We start from the raw sequence: 14338 nt of genomic DNA, 5'->3' as shown, positions 1-14338 counted from the left end.
GAAGGACACCGAAACAACATTTGTTGTAGACTGGCTTCATGACGCGTCGCGAGACGTTGGTGCAAGCCGCCGTGGACGTGGTGGCGACCAGCGGGCTGAAGGGGTTGACGCACCGAGCCGTGGACGGCCGGGCCGGTTTGCCCAGTGGGAGTGCGGCCAATGTGTTCCGCGATCGGGACAGCCTGATTCGAGGCGTGCTGGACGAGTTGGAGCGACGCAGTCGCGAACTCTGGGCGACGGTGCCACCCGAGCACCTGAAATCGATCGATGACCTGGCTCGCGTCCTGGCCAACTGGCTCGGTCGGATGACCACCGAACCGGACGCCACGTTGACCAGAGCACGGTTGGCCATGACCTTGGCCTACCCGGAGCAGGTCGCGTCCGGCCACCTCGGTCTGCTGACTGTCTTGGAACGGGCGATGGCCGACTGCGGCGTCACCAAGATCACGTCGAGATCGCGCGCGGTCGCGGCGTTCCTCGACGGCCATCTCCTGCACGCTCTGACGGTGGCACCAGCGCAGAAGCTCAGTGCGCGGCAGCTGCTTCCAGTGCTGCGCGGCCTGCTGGGCAACGATGAAGGGACGGTCGGATGAACGTCGGCGACGTGGTGCAAGGTTTTGCCCGGGACCGGATCCGCACCGCCCTGCTCGCTGGGCTGCGATTGCGTGGCGATCTGATGGGGCAGATCTTCGACAGCACAGTGCGGGACGACCCGTACCCGATGTATCGGCGGCTGCGCGAGATGGGGCCGGTGGTGCGCACAACGATGGGCCCGTTGACGACACACCACGCGGTCTGCGACGGAGTTCTGCGGCACCCGTCAGTGCTCACCGCGACGACGATGCGCGACGAGATCGCCGGGGGAGGCCAGCGCTTCCAACGATGGTTGTTCGGGACACCGAACAGGGGAGCGCTGATCGAGCCGATCGGCCCTGAGTCCATGATCGGGATGAATGCACCGGAACACACGCGGATGCGCAAGCTGGTCAGCAAGGCCTTCACCCGCCGGGCGGTGGAGGAGTTGCGTCCGCGGCTCACTCGGATCGCTGACGATCTGGTGCACCAGGTGCGGTCCGAACCGAGCTTCGATCTGATGTCCGAGGTCGCCGGAGTCTTCCCGGTGTCGGTGATCTGCGAGTTGCTCGCGATACCGGAGCCGGATCATCAGCAGTTCCGCCGGTGGGGTTCCGCGTTGGCCGCCGATCTCGACACCCTGACGCCGGCGCCCAAGGAGCGCGAGGCGACAAACGCCCTGCGCGCGCTGCAGGACTACTTCACCGACCTCTTCGATCAGCGACGACGAGACCCCGGCGACGATCTACTCTCGGAGTTGATCATGGTCGAGGAGGCAGGGGACCGGCTCACCTCCCGGGAGCTGTTGGCGACCTGCACCCTGCTGCTGTTCGCCGGGTTCGAGACCACGGTGAACCTGATCGGCAACGGAGTCGCCGCGCTGCTCGACCACCGCGACCAGCTTGATCAACTACGGAGCGATCATGGACTGATTCCTGCTGCTGTGGACGAACTGCTGCGATACGACACGTCGATCCAGCTCACCTCACGGGTGCCGAGCGAAGACATCGAAGTCGAGGGTGTTCAGCTCAGAGCTGGAGAACCCGTCTCAGTGATGATCGGCGGCGCGAACCGCGATCCGGCCGTCTTCGACGATCCCGAGTCGTTGGACATCGATCGGCACAACGCCAGACGACACCTGTCGTTCGCTGCCGGTCCGCACCATTGCCTCGGCGCATCCTTGGCCAGGCTCGAAGGCGAGATCATGATCACTGCTCTGCTTGATCAACTCGGTGACCTGCGGCCTGCCGGCGAGGCCCCACGACGGCCGACGTTCGTCCTGCGTGGCTACGAATCCCTGCCGCTGCGCGGCAACCCGACACCTGTTCGATGATCATCCTGGCCAAGTGCTGGTCCGGCTGCTTTATCTACCGAAGCCGTACCACGTGCGATGGCTACGACGTGTGCGGGGTACGGTAGGTGTTCCGTTCGTTCTGCTTCCGAGAGGGATCATCACGATGACGCTGCACCTGCGAGGAGTCGTGCTCCCCGATGGGAACACCGGCGACGTGTGGGTGGATGGTGATCGGATCAGTCTTGAACCGTTGCCGGGGGCTGTCACGTTGACCACCGAGGGCTATCTCGTCCCAGGCTTGGTCGACGCGCACTGTCATCCCGGCACTTTTGAGGTCGGTGCCGCGCTGGATGACGACCGCCTCGTTGCCGACGGCGCCGCCTACCTGCGGCAGGGGACGTCAGCCGTGCGTGTTCCGGGCTCGGCGAGCCGGCTCCCGTCCTGGTTCGGTGCACAGGACGACATGCCTCGCGTCGCCCATGCCGGTGTGCCGGTGGCGGCGGTCGACGGATTCTTCCCGGGTTGGGGCCGCCAGGTGCCACCGGAGCGGATCGTCGAGACTGCAGTCGAGGAGGCATCGAGCGCGGGCTGGACCAAGATGATCATCGACTGGTTCACCGCCGCCGATCGGTATGGACTGACGATGTCGGAGGAGGTAGTGGCCGAGGCAACCCGCGCGGTCCACGCCGTCGGTGGCCGGATCGCCGTTCACACCCAATCCGCTGCGGGCTGCCGGGCGGCAGTCGCCGCGGGCGTCGATTCCATTGAGCACGGTCTGCATTGCCCGTTCGAGCTGGTCGACGAACTCGCGGCCAAAGCCATTGCGCTGGTTCCGACGGCGTCGGCGTTTCTGGCTCTGGAGGGGGAGATGACGTCCGAGGCCGTGCCCGCCGGACTGCGCGCCTGGTTCGGCACCGGGCTGGAGCGGCACCCCCGCTTGGTACTGGAGGCGTACCGGGCCGGTGTGACGATCTTGGCCGGCACCGACCTTCCGCCGGGATCGCTGACCAGTGAGATCCGATGGTTGGCTGCTGCCGGGCTGTCGCCGCATGACGCCCTGGGCGCGGGATCCTGGACCGCACGCAGCATGCTCGGGCTGCCCGCCATCGAGCACGGCGCGCCCGCCGACATTCTCGTTTATCCCGTCGATCCGCGGACCGACCTCACGATCCTGGACCAGCCGAGTCATCGAGTGCTACGCGGCCGACTGCTGCGATCGCCGTGACATCACCAGGCCGCGGATGCGGAGCGCGGTCAGCAGAAGCCCGGCGACAGCCGCGGTCAGAAACAAGATCATCGCGGCCGGCCACAAGCCGAACGCATCCAGCGGCGTCGCGCTGTTGTTCTTGATCGCGGGCATCACCAGGAACACACCGACCGCGGCCGCGGGGATGATCAACTGTGGCAGCAGCCGGAGGGCGATCCGCCAGATCGGGAAGCTGCGCCGGCGTTCGACCCAGGGTCCGTGCCGGACGGCACCCCGAACGGCCAGGGCCGCGACCCCTACGGTGATCAGCGCAAGCACGAGATCGATGATCGTCGCCGTCGGGGGACCGGGAGTCGCCGCCCGTCCCTCAGCGATATCGATCACGCCGGTGCTGATCTCGAACGGATGCTTGAAGGTCGGCGTGTAGCTGTTCAGCAACACGGCCACGGCATATCCGCTACCGGGGACCAGGTCGATCCTGGCGCTGTAGCGGGTGAGTGATCCATCCTTGCCGATCCGCGCCGGCTGCGCCGTGCTGGTGTGCTGCCAGCCCAATCCGGTCGAACCGGCGGCCGGTTGCCGCCGGAACGACTCCTTGATCAACTTTTCCGACAGCAGCCGAGTACCGTCCGTGGCCACACCGCCACGCTGCACCATCGCCAACCACAAGGCGAGGTCGTGAGCGGTGCTGACGACTCCGCCGGAACCGGCATTCATGCCCGCCATCTCACGCAGCGGCAACGCAGCACCGTACGCGGTGACGTGACCGTCCGACATCCCTGTGGTGTCGGACTTGGTCACGACCGAGTACGTATCCCGCATTCCCAGCGGGTCGAACACGTGCCGGTCGAGATACTGCTGGAACGGCTCGCCGGAGACCACCTCGACCAGCCGAGCCGCCACGTGATAGCCCAAATTGCTGTACTCGTAGGCTGTTCCCGGAGCGCTCGACAGCGGGATCGTGCGCAGCTGCGACACTCGCTGCCGCAGCGAGTTCGCCGGCGGAACGAGGGTCGGATTCGGTAGCCCCGAAGTGTGGCTGAGCAGCTGTCGGACCGTGATCGCCGGACCACGCGGATCATCGACGGCGAACTCCGGGAGCACGGCGACGACCGGATCATCGAGGTCGATCCGTCCCCGGTCGACGAGCTGGAGAACCGCAAACGCTGTGATCACCTTGCTGACCGACGCGATCGCCATCGGAGTTCGCGACGTCACCTCAGCACGGTCGCCACTCGCGGTCTCGTACACCGGTTTGCCGTCCTTGACCACCGCCACCTGGGCACCGGACAGGCCGTGCCGTTGGACATAGCTGTCCAGGAAACGTTGCATCTGTTGACGGTCGACGGGTTGCTCTGCCTCAGCCGGCGCAGTCGGCAACAGCAGTCCGACAACACCAAGAGCAAGCAGCAGGGCAAACGCTGATCGCAGCCACAGACGGAAGAACGCGGACATCACGATCCACAACCCTCGCAGAACTGGGGCTCGATAATCGTCGGTGATATGCCTGAGCCATCCCCGATCACGGCGCTCACTCCGCGAATCGTTCTATGGTGTATCGGAGAGGTGGGAGGAACATGGGCTACAACGCCGAACTCGCCGACCGCATTCGTCTCTCGTTGTCCGGGCGTCATCCACGCGAGGTCAGGATGTTCGGCGGACTTGCCTTCATGGTCGATGACAGGATGCTCGTCTGCGTCACGATCGGCGGTGGCACGCTGTTGGTCCGGGTGGCACCCGAACGCGACGCCGAATACCTCGATCGTGGTGCCCGCCGAGCCGTGATGGGCAAGGGACGATCGATGGGGGAGGGCTGGATCACCGTCGACGAGGAGGCTCTCCACGACGACGCCGATCTTCGATACTGGCTCGATGCCGCCCTGGAGTTCCACGCCAACGGGTCGGGCAAGAAGTCCAAGCCGGCAAAGAAGACTCCAACCCGCTGATCCGAGGACTCGGCGACGCGGCAATCGGACGGATACCACGCCGATGTGACTGCGTCGGGCCTGTCATCGAGATGATGGGTTGTAGCGGAACCGACGGAAGGGCGAGATGTCCGAGTTGCCTGATGAGTTGTTGGGGTGGGTGTCGGAAGTGGCGGGTGCCGCGATCCAGGACGCTGTGTCAGTTCACATCGGGGCCCAGCGTGCTTCTGGCTCGTTTCACCTGCGGATGGTCGGCGGCGATTTCACCGATCTTCTGCTGAAGGTCCCGGTCCCGGAGTGGATCGGGCCGCGCATGGTGGCTACCAACGCACGAGCGTTGCAGTTGGCGGCCGAATTCGGCTTGTCGGCGCCGCGACTGGTTGGTGCCGATCTTGATGGCAGCGCCTCCGGAACCGTGGCGACATTGGAGACCTGGCTGCCCGGCAGCAGCGCGCTACCGCCGGCGGTGTCAGTGACCCGGCTTCGGAATGCGGGCGCCGCTCTGGCCAGGGTGCATGCCTTTTCGCTCGCACCCCACGAGGATCTTCGACTTCGGCCGCGGCCGGTCGCCGACGATGACTTCGCAGCCGAGCGGCGTGCGGGCCGGATGCCGACCACCGGGCTGCTGCAGCGGGCCGATGAGATGACCAGGCAGCATGGGGTTCCCGCGACAGACCCGGTCTTCGTCCATGGTGACGCCTGGCCGGGAAACATGTTGTTCGAGGGCGACAGCTGCACGGCGCTGATTGACTGGAAAACAGCCGGTATCGGTGATCCCGGCGTCGACTTGAGCGGGTTCCGGCTGCAGATGGCCATCCAGTACGGGCCCGATGCTCCCGACGAGGTGCTGCGTGGTTGGCAGGAGCAGGCTGGCCGTGATGCCGGATCGGTTTCCTATTGGGATGCGATCGCCGCGCTGAACACTCCAACCGAGTTGAGCGGTTTTCCAGGGTTCGGCGCCGACGGCAGTCGGCTTGACGCTACGGCCGTAACACAACGTCGCGACGAATTCCTGCAGACGGCGCTGAATGCGCTGACCTGACGCATGACTTTGGCGGAACACCGACGCACAGTCGTACGTGTTCCGGCGTCCGTGACCGGTTGCATCCCCGCGTCTCAGGTGCAGGATGCGACTCGTCCCTGCTAGTCTCCTCAATGGACCGTGGAGTGACTTAGAGGAGGTGGTATCCGTGAACGAATCGACATGGGTGCTCCTCAACGGAGTCTCGGTCGGGCGATAGGTCGTCCGGGAGCGCCGCCTATTCAGCAGCACTTCCGAAGGGCACGACCGTGCATTTCACCTCAGAACAACGCTTCGATGCGCTCGTCGAGCGCACCTTCACGCTCGGTGGCATTTCCGGGGTCCTGTGGACGCCCGCGTCGACGCCAGCTCCCCTCATTCTGATGGGCTTGCCCGGTGGGTTCAGCATTCAGGACATGCTTCCCCGCTTACGGGCGCGGGCCCGAAGTTCGGCTGACCATGGACTCGCCGCCGTCGCGATCGAGCAACCCGGTGCGGGTGGCCGCCCCGGACTGCCGGGTGTCACGCAAGCGCGCGAGGACCTCCGCCGGGCGCTGACGGCTGGCGAGCAGCCAGGAAAGGACGTGATCGATCGTCTGATCCTGCCGCTGGTCGAGGAGTCGGTTCCGCAATGGCAGGCGACACTCGATGAAATCCTCACCCTTCCCGACGTTGGCGACCGTGTCGCCTTCTCCGGCGGAGTGATCGCGATCGGCACACGCCTTGCCGCGATCGATTCGCGTATCGTGGCAGCCGGCCTCTTTGCAGGCAGCTACGTGCCGCGCAGCACCATCGACGACGCGCGGCGCGTCACCATCCCGCTGCACGTTCTTTTGCAATGGGATGACGAGGGCAACGACCGCCAGATGGCCCTGGAGCTCTTCGACTCTTACGGTTCCAGTGAGAAAACGCTCTACGCCAACATGGGCGGCCACACCGGCGTCCCCGCGTTCGCCGGTGAGGATGCGGTCCGATTTTTCGTCCGGCATCTCATCCCAGCCCATGAAGGAGCCGCGTGATGGCAAAACGCAGACTCGTCGTCTCGGTCCTCACCTCCATCGACGGCTACTACGAAGGACCCGACAAGGACCTCAGCCAGATGCCTTTCGAGGACGCGTTCAACTCCCACAACCTGGAGCTACTTCGTCGCGCCGGAACACTCGTCTACGGGAGCAGATGGTTCGAAGACAACTGGAACACATGGTCAGCAGTAGCAGCAGATGAGAGCCAGGGCGATCGTGAGCATGAGATCGCCGGCCTCGTCCTGGCAATGGACACGCTGATCATCAGCGACTCAATGGCGATAGACGCTGACGATCCATGGGCCTCGACCGCGCGCGTCGTATCGCGCGCCGCTGCCGCCGCCGAGATATCGAAACTCAAAGCGTGTGAGGGCGGCGACATGCTCGTGTTCGGCAGCGCCACGACCTGGAATCCACTCCTCGAAGCTGGCCTGGTGGACGAGCTGATCGTGCTCATTGGGCCCGCGTTGATGGGCGAAGGCTCAAAGCTGTATCAAGGACCGCGTGCGGCCTTGCAGCTATCGGGGGCTCGAACGCTGACCGGATCTCAGCTCGTCGAGCTGACATACAACGCGAACACCGGAGGGTGAAAGGCAGGGCGTGGGACGACACGAGCCACCGTCCCACGCCATCGCTCGTCCCATATCGCCGACTGGAAGGTTTGATGCCGCGATGAATGCAGCGCGACCGGTACCGACTCGAGACGACGTGCTCGGCTACTTCGACAGGCTGTCGAACTGGGGGCGATGGGGCGACGACGATGAGCTCGGCACTCTGAACCACATCACCGACGAGGTCCGGCTCGCGGCGGCGCGGACGGTGCGCCACGGCAGGAGCGTGTCATGTGCGTGGGAGGTCAACGCACCCGAAGAGATGGAACGGTCGACGAACTCATGCCCGCGCGCCGCCGACATGCCAGGGGCCGAAGCCATGCCTGCGGCGTTCCAAAACGACCGTCGGTGGGGCTTCTCGAACGAGCACCTCGGCATCATGTTCCACGGCAACACCATCACCCACCTGGACTCGCCGTGCCACATCTTCTGGGACGACACGATGTACAACGGGCGCCCGCACTCTTTGGTCGACGCCGCAACGGGCTCGGCATGGGCGGCAGTCACGGCGGCGGCGAGCGGGATCGTCACGCGGGGTGTCTTGCTGGACGTCGCGGCGGTCCGCGATTCGCCGTGGCTGGAACCGGGCGACGGGGTGTATCCCGAGGATCTCGAGGAAGCCGAGCGCCGACAAGGCGTCCGGGTGCGGTCCGGAGACGCGGTGCTCCTCCGGACCGGTCGTGGCCGTGTCCGTCACGAGGGCGGTGAGGCGGGCGGCATGGTCCAGGCCGGTTGGCACGCGTCCTGTCTGCCGTGGTTGCACGAGCGGGAGGTCGCGCTGATCGGCGCCGACACTCCACAGGACGTTCAGCCGTCGGGATACGACGACATACTGATGCCGGTTCACGCCGTCAGCCTCGTGGCGATGGGTCTCTGGCTGCTTGACAACTGCGATCTGGAGCTGTGCGCGAGAACAGCTGCGGCGCTCGGTCAGTGGGAGTTCCAACTAGCAGTTGCGCCGGTCCGCTTCGCCGGTATCTCTGGCAGCCCAGTCAATCCGATCGCTACCTTCTAGTGGGTTGGAAGCCCGATAACTTGACGTTTGGCGGCGTCCAGGTGCGTGCAGCGCAAGGACGCCGAGGGAAGGTCTACCCACTAGGCCAGGTCAGTGTTCGGAGAAGACTCGGGGGAGCGGTGAGGATCCTTCCAGGGGGACGAGGCGATCACGTTTGCTCAGCTGGGCGCTGATGTCACCGCGGTTGATATCGCGCCCAGCCACTGTGCGACGGCGCGGTCCAAGGCGGCCGAGGTCGGTGTCATGGACGAGTTCCTCGAACAGGACGTGATGGCGGCGGAGTAGCGACTGCGACCTGGTTGGTTGAATCATCTGATGCCGCACGCAGACTCAACTTGACATAATGTAGCTTATCGGACAGACGCCTGGGCTGCGGAAACAGCGGTTCCCGCGAGCCGCTCACAGCGCGTTCTGTGCGCCCCTGCAGCCGCTTCTACGCCACTCGTGTGATCATGGCGGGCATGCCTTCCGTCGACGATGAGCAGCCGATCGCTGTCCGTGCGAGCTCGTCGTACCGGGAGTCTCGCTGGCTGCATCGGCGGATCCGGATCTGTCGCTACGACGCTTGCTGGGCCGACGGCCGCGTCGAGTTCGACGTCGATCTGGTCGGGCTGATGTATCGCGGCCAGCCGGCCGATTTCGACCCGATCGACCGGACGGTCCATCTGGAGTGTCCCGAGGACGGAGTCGGCCCGTGGGTCGACCGCCAGGGCCAGATCACCAGCGGCCCCGAACCGGAGATTCCGTCCGGCCTGGACGGTGTCGGACGCCGGTTCCCGGATCGGGTCAAGCGATACACACCCGGAACCTCGCCACGCCCGTCCACCTATGCCTGGCGGATCGGACCGGGCCTGGTCGGGCTCGCCATCGGTGTGCTGCTGCTGACCAAGGCTTCCGGGGCCAGCGCATTGGGCGTGCTGGGCGTCATCTGCGTGCTGATCGGGCTGGCGTCCCTGGTCAGCCTGGTGAGTGGCATCCGTCGCAGCTGAACAACTCCCCCATCAAGATCAACTTCTCGGCAGGTTCGACTGCCGGCTTCATGATCGACTTTACCCGGACGCGGTGTTGATCATGTACCAACTGCGCCCCTCGGATCTCCTATGCTTGTTGTTGTGAAGCGTTCTCGGGCGGCTGCGACGGTCCTGCTCACTGTGCTGCTGGCCGGGCTCGATCTGACAGTAGCTCCTGCGGCCAGAGCCTGCGCCTGTGGCGGATTCGTAGCTGCCGACGGTGAGCGGATGGCCACCAGCGCCGAGCACGCCGTGATCAGTCTGGACGGAGATCAGGAGCGGATCCTGCTCTCGATGGACACCCGGACCGTGACCGACGACGCGGCGCTGCTGATTCCCACTCCGGCACCGGCGGAAGCCGCATTGGCCGAGAAGACCGTCTTCGCCGAACTCAAGGCCGCAACGGCACCCCGGTATCAGATCGACCACACCTGGTGGCCCGAACGGGATCCCGGGGACGGCTCTGCTCCCGGCACGCCCGTGGGCAGTAGCGTCGACGTGCTCAAGACCAAACAGCTCGGTGCACTCGAGGTCACGACGCTGGCCGCGACCGATGCCGACAAGCTCGCCAACTGGTTGACCGCGCACGACTACGTGATGGCCGACAGCATGGCCACAGCGCTGCAGCCCTACGTCGCCGACGGTTGGTACTACACGGCAATCCGGTTGACCACCGACGCCGCTGATCTCAGCGGCGCGCTCCAACCGCTGGACCTGACCTTCGCCTCGGATTCGCTGATCTATCCGATGCGACTGTCGGCGGCAGCGCCCGGATCCCAGTTCGTCCGGACCTACGTGTTCTCCGATCATCAAGTCCGCCGCTCGGACCGCACGGCCGGCCGGACCAACACCTCGACCTACTTCGCCGGTCAGCTGCCTGCGACGGCCGTGACTGCCAGATCGTTGACCGAGATCATCGCGACCAACGACTACCTGACCGTGACCGACAGTTACATCGGCGACCCGTCAGAACAAATCGTGTCCGATTTCACCTTCGTCCGAGCGGACCAGGACCGGCCGTATCACAAGATCATCCACCAGACCCGGGTGCGGACCGTCCTCGGCATTCCCGCTGGTCCGGCAGTTGTCGGTATCGGCGTTGTCCTGGTCGCGGCCGGCGTGATCATCGGCCTCGGCCGGATCCGCCGGCGTCGGGCCGACCAGCCTTGAAGATCACCAGCCGTCATGATCACCAGGTCGCATGATCAACTCGACACTCCCCTGTTGATCTTGACCGTCGTCCCGGCCGGCTCGCCCTGGTGCCGTAGCCACAGTACGCCGGCTTGCGCATCATGTTGCCAGTCGGCGCCACTGACCTGGTCGGGTGCGACAGGTGCCCGCAGCGCCGTCACGACCTGGACCTGGGCCGGCGCCTCACAGCGGTAGCTGATCGAACCGTCGGCACTCTCGACGAGATCGCAGACCCGTCCGGCCGAGGCCAGGACGGTTTCGTTGTCGTCGTCGAGGTCGCGGAGCCAGGTCACGTCGCCGGGACCGAGATCGACTCGTCGACGGATCGGCAACGCCGGATCCAACAGGTCGAGGTAATGACCCTCGACGGTGACGCCGTCGGTCGCTTCGGACAGCACCGCACCGATCAGATACGGTCCGCGACGGATCGACAACCAATCGCTCGGCGTCCAGCTGTGCCCGGCTGCTTCGGCGATCTCCTGCACCGCGGCAACCAGCTCGGCTGCCCGGACGGGTGTCTCGCTGAAGGCCGCGGGCGGCTGCTGGATGAACCGGACGAACCCGGAGCCGACCGATTGGACGGCAGCGTTGTCAGGATCGATTCCCAGCGCTTCGCCGAGATGATGGGCCGGCGTCGGGTAGCTACCGGTCCACCATTGCCGGATCCGGTGGTAGGGATCGGCGCCGTCGCCGACGTACAGCAACGCACCACCGCGGGACACCCAACCGGCCAACGCATAGTGCAATGCCGGGGTCAACGGCTTCTGGAACTCATAGGACAAGATCAGCACATCAAGATCATCCAGAGCGCCCGGTGTGGTGATCACGTTCTCCAGCTGCACCGGCCGGACGGCCTGTCCGGCGAACAACGGCGGCAGCGCGAGGCCGTAGAAGTCGGAGAAGTTGAGCAGCTCGCGACCTTCGACGGCCAGCGCGTCCTGCAGCCCGTCGTAGTGCCCGGTGGATTCGCCCGGACGCCACCGTTGGAACATGGCCGTGTCGGAGAGGAAGACGCCGATCTGCGGACCATCGGCATCCCGTCGGATGTCGGGCTGGTCAAGATCACGCAACGAGTTCATCGTGATCAGATACGAGGTCGCGGTGCTGGCCGGGATGCCGATCCGCTGATCGGCGTGATCACTCGGATACGGTCGGGTGAAGATCCGGTGCGGCCACGGTGCGACCTCGTACCGCGACACCTCAGGATGCAGCAGCGAGGCCACCAGCGTGCGGTGATAGTTGGCCAGGTAATCCTCCCAGGTCCGATCCGGATGATCTTCGATCGGATCGTGCAGGAACCACAGCCGACGGTCGGTCCCCTTCGTCAGGTCCTGGGCGATGCCGTACTCCAGATACGCGGTCTCGAAGGTCCGCTCGGCATGCCGTCCGGCGTAGACGTTCGGTGTCCGGGAGGTCCCGGTCCAGACCTGGGCGATGGCACCGTGCACGGCGGGCAGCTCGCGCAGCTTGGATTCGGGGCTGACGATCTGCCACTGGGTGTAGTTGAGCAGGCTGTGCGTCGGGATGTAGAACCGCAGCTCGCGGCCCCGTCGCAGCGCCTCGTCCCGGAGTACCGTCGTCACCCGGTCCAGGGACCGGACCAGCAGATGCTGTTTCAGCTGCCCGGAACGGAAATGGGCTTCCGGCGATCCGTGCGGCGGCTGCCACGGCTCACCGAAATAGGCCTGCCATTCGCGACGGAACGATTCCGAGTAGCCGGCCCGGGACCAGAACTCCGGCTCTTCCAGGTGAACGTCCTCGACGCCGAGTTCGATGATCGGGCGCAGCTTCTGCACCAGGTAGTCGGTGAAGTTGATCGTCGGCACCATGTACGGGATGTCGACACCATGCTGGATCGGCGTGCCGTCCTCAGCGGTCTGGGCGTCGTCCCAATGGATCTCACCGTCCCAGCCGCCCTTCAGATAGTCCTGATACTGGCCCCAGGAGATCCCGGTCATCAGATGCACCCGGTAGCCGGCCTCCCGCCAGCGCGCGATCCGCTCGGCCGTACTGTCGTTCATCCCGTATGCCATCACGAAGTCGGTCCGCAGATCGATCCGCTCGTCGTACGCCGCTTGTTCCTGGAAGCCGGTGACCTCGGTCATCGTTCGACCCTATGAAGGGGTTCGGGACGCCGACAAGAGGTGCCACTGATCGTCTCCGGTGCTGATACCGATCCCTCCCCCGCTGTCGGTCGGCGATGTTCGAAACGGTTGATCAACTTCGGTCCGGGCTGCACCGTCGAAGCGGCCCCGAATGTGAGCTGATGGCTGGCGGATCGCCGGATGGCGAACCGTACGCTCACATTCCGTGCCGCTTCGCATGCCAGGCGCCTGCTCTGGAGGAGGCCCCGAAGCCGGGCACACCGGCGGACGCGGGATACGCGCTGGTGTGCCCTCCCGAGGGGGTCGCCGGACTAGCCCTCAACTTCGAGTACGACGCCAACTACCGCCGCCCGACCTGGCCGACGGCGCCCGGTGAGCAGATCGTCAGCCAGCATCTTGATATCGGCACCACCGATCTCGACGGATCGGTCGCGTGGGCGATCGAGTGCGGGGCGACCCCGGCCGACCACCAGCCGAGTGATCATTTCCGGGTGCTGTTCGATCCGGACGGTCATCCGTTCTGTCTCTGCCGGTCCGACTGATCAAGATCGTCGCTGTGACCGGCAGCCAGCCGCGACCACTGCGACAGCGGACGCCCGTTCTCGCTGAGCAGTTTGCCGTCGATCGGCCACGGCTGGGGCCAGCCGGCCGGAACGTCCTGCCAGCTCTCCTGTCGGCCGTGCACGGTCAGATCCATCAGCGCATAGCTGTATTCCATCACCTCGGCGCCGCGACCGGTCGTCCAATAGGTCTCGAACACCCGGTCGCCGTCGCGGACGTAGCAGACCAGATGGAACAGACCGACCTGCCGTCCGGCCAGCAAGGTGTCCACCGATGGTTGCGCCGAATACCACGGCGCCTGCCAGCCCATGAAGTCGCGATACCGGCGGCTCTGCTCGTACGGCCCCTGACAGAGCACGGCGAAGCTGATGTCGCGGGAGTGCAGGTAGGACAGTTCCTGGACGTGGCCACCGCACCAGGTGCATCCTTCGCACTGGTCGGCAGCGGAATGATCATGGTGCCACATGAAGTAGTAGGCGATCAGCTGGCTGCGCCCTTCGAACGCGTCCAGCAGCGTCACCGGCCCGTCCGGGCCGATCAGCTCGGCTGCGGCCGGCACCTCGACCATCGGCAGCCGACGGCGTTCGGCCGCAATTTCGTCGCCGTCCCGGGTGTGCGCCTTCTCCCGGATCCGCAGTTCATCCAACCGGGACTGGAACGTCGCCCGGTCGACCACCGGTGGCAGACCTTCGGTCGGCGATGTGCCGTTCGGATCGCCCGGTGTGTTGCCGATGTCGCCCGGTGTGCTGCGCGTATGGCCTGGTGAGTTGATCATGATGATGGTTCCTTGGTTGTCGGTGGTC

At 65.5% G+C, this 14338-nt stretch carries 14 protein-coding genes; 11 read left to right on the top strand and 3 right to left on the bottom strand.

The genetic code is table 11. The annotated features are described in order from the left end of the window. Positions 1-38 precede the first annotated feature (38 nt). The 3 genes from BLU38_RS29110 (at position 39) to BLU38_RS29100 (ending at position 3092) form a co-directional block, all read left to right on the top strand. On the top strand, positions 39-593 hold the full coding sequence (locus BLU38_RS29110; RefSeq protein WP_091530638.1) for a TetR/AcrR family transcriptional regulator: 555 nt from the start codon (positions 39-41) through the stop codon (positions 591-593). Then, positions 590-1906, top strand: a complete 1317-nt coding sequence (locus BLU38_RS29105; RefSeq protein ID WP_091530635.1) for a cytochrome P450 — start codon at positions 590-592, stop codon at positions 1904-1906. The genes BLU38_RS29110 and BLU38_RS29105 overlap by 4 nt, the downstream gene beginning before the upstream one ends. 124 nt (positions 1907-2030) lie before the next feature. Beyond that, the gene (locus BLU38_RS29100) at positions 2031-3092 is read left to right on the top strand and encodes an amidohydrolase family protein (protein WP_091530632.1); all 1062 of its coding nucleotides are present in this window, start codon (positions 2031-2033) and stop codon (positions 3090-3092) included. On the opposite strand, the gene BLU38_RS29095 is transcribed toward BLU38_RS29100, so the two are convergent. Beyond that, positions 3063-4406, bottom strand: a complete 1344-nt coding sequence (locus BLU38_RS29095; RefSeq protein ID WP_231920088.1) for a serine hydrolase domain-containing protein — start codon at positions 4404-4406, stop codon at positions 3063-3065. The genes BLU38_RS29100 and BLU38_RS29095 overlap by 30 nt on opposite strands. Before the next feature lie 245 nt (positions 4407-4651). Here BLU38_RS29095 and BLU38_RS29090 point away from each other — a divergent pair, with 245 nt between their 5' ends. The 7 genes from BLU38_RS29090 (at position 4652) to BLU38_RS29060 (ending at position 10848) form a co-directional block, all read left to right on the top strand. Beyond that, entirely contained in the window at positions 4652-5020 is a 369-nt protein-coding gene (locus BLU38_RS29090) for a TfoX/Sxy family protein (RefSeq protein ID WP_091530625.1), read from the top strand. Between the two features lie 148 nt (positions 5021-5168). Then, positions 5169-6041, top strand: coding sequence for an aminoglycoside phosphotransferase family protein (locus BLU38_RS29085; RefSeq protein WP_231920087.1), 873 nt, complete (start codon positions 5169-5171; stop codon positions 6039-6041). Positions 6042-6289: 248 nt separating this feature from the next. Next, positions 6290-7039: a dienelactone hydrolase family protein gene (locus BLU38_RS29080; RefSeq protein ID WP_091530622.1), complete on the top strand. Its 750-nt coding sequence runs from the start codon at positions 6290-6292 to the stop codon at positions 7037-7039. Then, positions 7039-7632 carry a dihydrofolate reductase family protein gene (locus BLU38_RS29075; protein ID WP_157683829.1) on the top strand — a complete coding sequence of 198 codons (594 nt, stop codon included), beginning with the start codon at positions 7039-7041 and terminating at the stop codon, positions 7630-7632. Before BLU38_RS29080 ends, BLU38_RS29075 begins: the two co-directional genes overlap by 1 nt. An 82-nt stretch (positions 7633-7714) precedes the next feature. Continuing rightward, the gene (locus BLU38_RS29070; protein WP_091530617.1) at positions 7715-8668 is read left to right on the top strand and encodes a cyclase family protein; all 954 of its coding nucleotides are present in this window, start codon (positions 7715-7717) and stop codon (positions 8666-8668) included. 461 nt (positions 8669-9129) lie between these two features. Continuing rightward, a complete protein-coding gene (locus tag BLU38_RS29065; RefSeq protein ID WP_157683827.1) occupies positions 9130-9657 on the top strand; it encodes a hypothetical protein in 528 nt (175 codons plus the stop codon). 123 nt (positions 9658-9780) lie between these two features. Beyond that, entirely contained in the window at positions 9781-10848 is a 1068-nt protein-coding gene (locus BLU38_RS29060) for a DUF2330 domain-containing protein (protein WP_157683825.1), read from the top strand. A gap of 35 nt (positions 10849-10883) precedes the next feature. Here the strand turns inward: BLU38_RS29060 and BLU38_RS29055 are convergent, their stop codons facing one another. Next, entirely contained in the window at positions 10884-12974 is a 2091-nt protein-coding gene (locus tag BLU38_RS29055) for a hypothetical protein (protein ID WP_091530608.1), read from the bottom strand. Positions 12975-13258: 284 nt separating this feature from the next. On the opposite strand from BLU38_RS29055, the gene BLU38_RS29050 reads away from it, so the two are divergent. Then, complete coding sequence (locus tag BLU38_RS29050; protein ID WP_157683823.1) at positions 13259-13516, top strand: VOC family protein; 258 nt, start codon at positions 13259-13261, stop codon at positions 13514-13516. Here BLU38_RS29050 and BLU38_RS29045 read toward each other — a convergent pair. Continuing rightward, on the bottom strand, positions 13486-14310 hold the full coding sequence (locus BLU38_RS29045) for a DUF899 family protein (protein WP_091533355.1): 825 nt from the start codon (positions 14308-14310) through the stop codon (positions 13486-13488). The genes BLU38_RS29050 and BLU38_RS29045 overlap by 31 nt on opposite strands. Between the last annotated feature and the right edge of the window lie 28 nt (positions 14311-14338).

The organism is Microlunatus soli (assembly GCF_900105385.1).
GTDB lineage: Bacteria > Actinomycetota > Actinomycetes > Propionibacteriales > Propionibacteriaceae > Microlunatus > Microlunatus soli.
This window is presented reverse-complemented; position numbering and strand designations above follow the sequence as displayed.

Coding starts and splice junctions, on each gene's coding strand:
- BLU38_RS29110 (WP_091530638.1), top strand. CDS start 39: ATGACGCGTCGCGAGACGTTGGTGCAAGCCGCCGTGGACGTGGTGGCG.
- BLU38_RS29105 (WP_091530635.1), top strand. CDS start 590: ATGAACGTCGGCGACGTGGTGCAAGGTTTTGCCCGGGACCGGATCCGC.
- BLU38_RS29100 (WP_091530632.1), top strand. CDS start 2,031: ATGACGCTGCACCTGCGAGGAGTCGTGCTCCCCGATGGGAACACCGGC.
- BLU38_RS29095 (WP_231920088.1), bottom strand. CDS start 4,406: ATGCAACGTTTCCTGGACAGCTATGTCCAACGGCACGGCCTGTCCGGT.
- BLU38_RS29070 (WP_091530617.1), top strand. CDS start 7,715: ATGAATGCAGCGCGACCGGTACCGACTCGAGACGACGTGCTCGGCTAC.
- BLU38_RS29090 (WP_091530625.1), top strand. CDS start 4,652: ATGGGCTACAACGCCGAACTCGCCGACCGCATTCGTCTCTCGTTGTCC.
- BLU38_RS29055 (WP_091530608.1), bottom strand. CDS start 12,974: ATGACCGAGGTCACCGGCTTCCAGGAACAAGCGGCGTACGACGAGCGG.
- BLU38_RS29065 (WP_157683827.1), top strand. CDS start 9,130: ATGCCTTCCGTCGACGATGAGCAGCCGATCGCTGTCCGTGCGAGCTCG.
- BLU38_RS29075 (WP_157683829.1), top strand. CDS start 7,039: ATGGCAAAACGCAGACTCGTCGTCTCGGTCCTCACCTCCATCGACGGC.
- BLU38_RS29045 (WP_091533355.1), bottom strand. CDS start 14,310: ATGATCAACTCACCAGGCCATACGCGCAGCACACCGGGCGACATCGGC.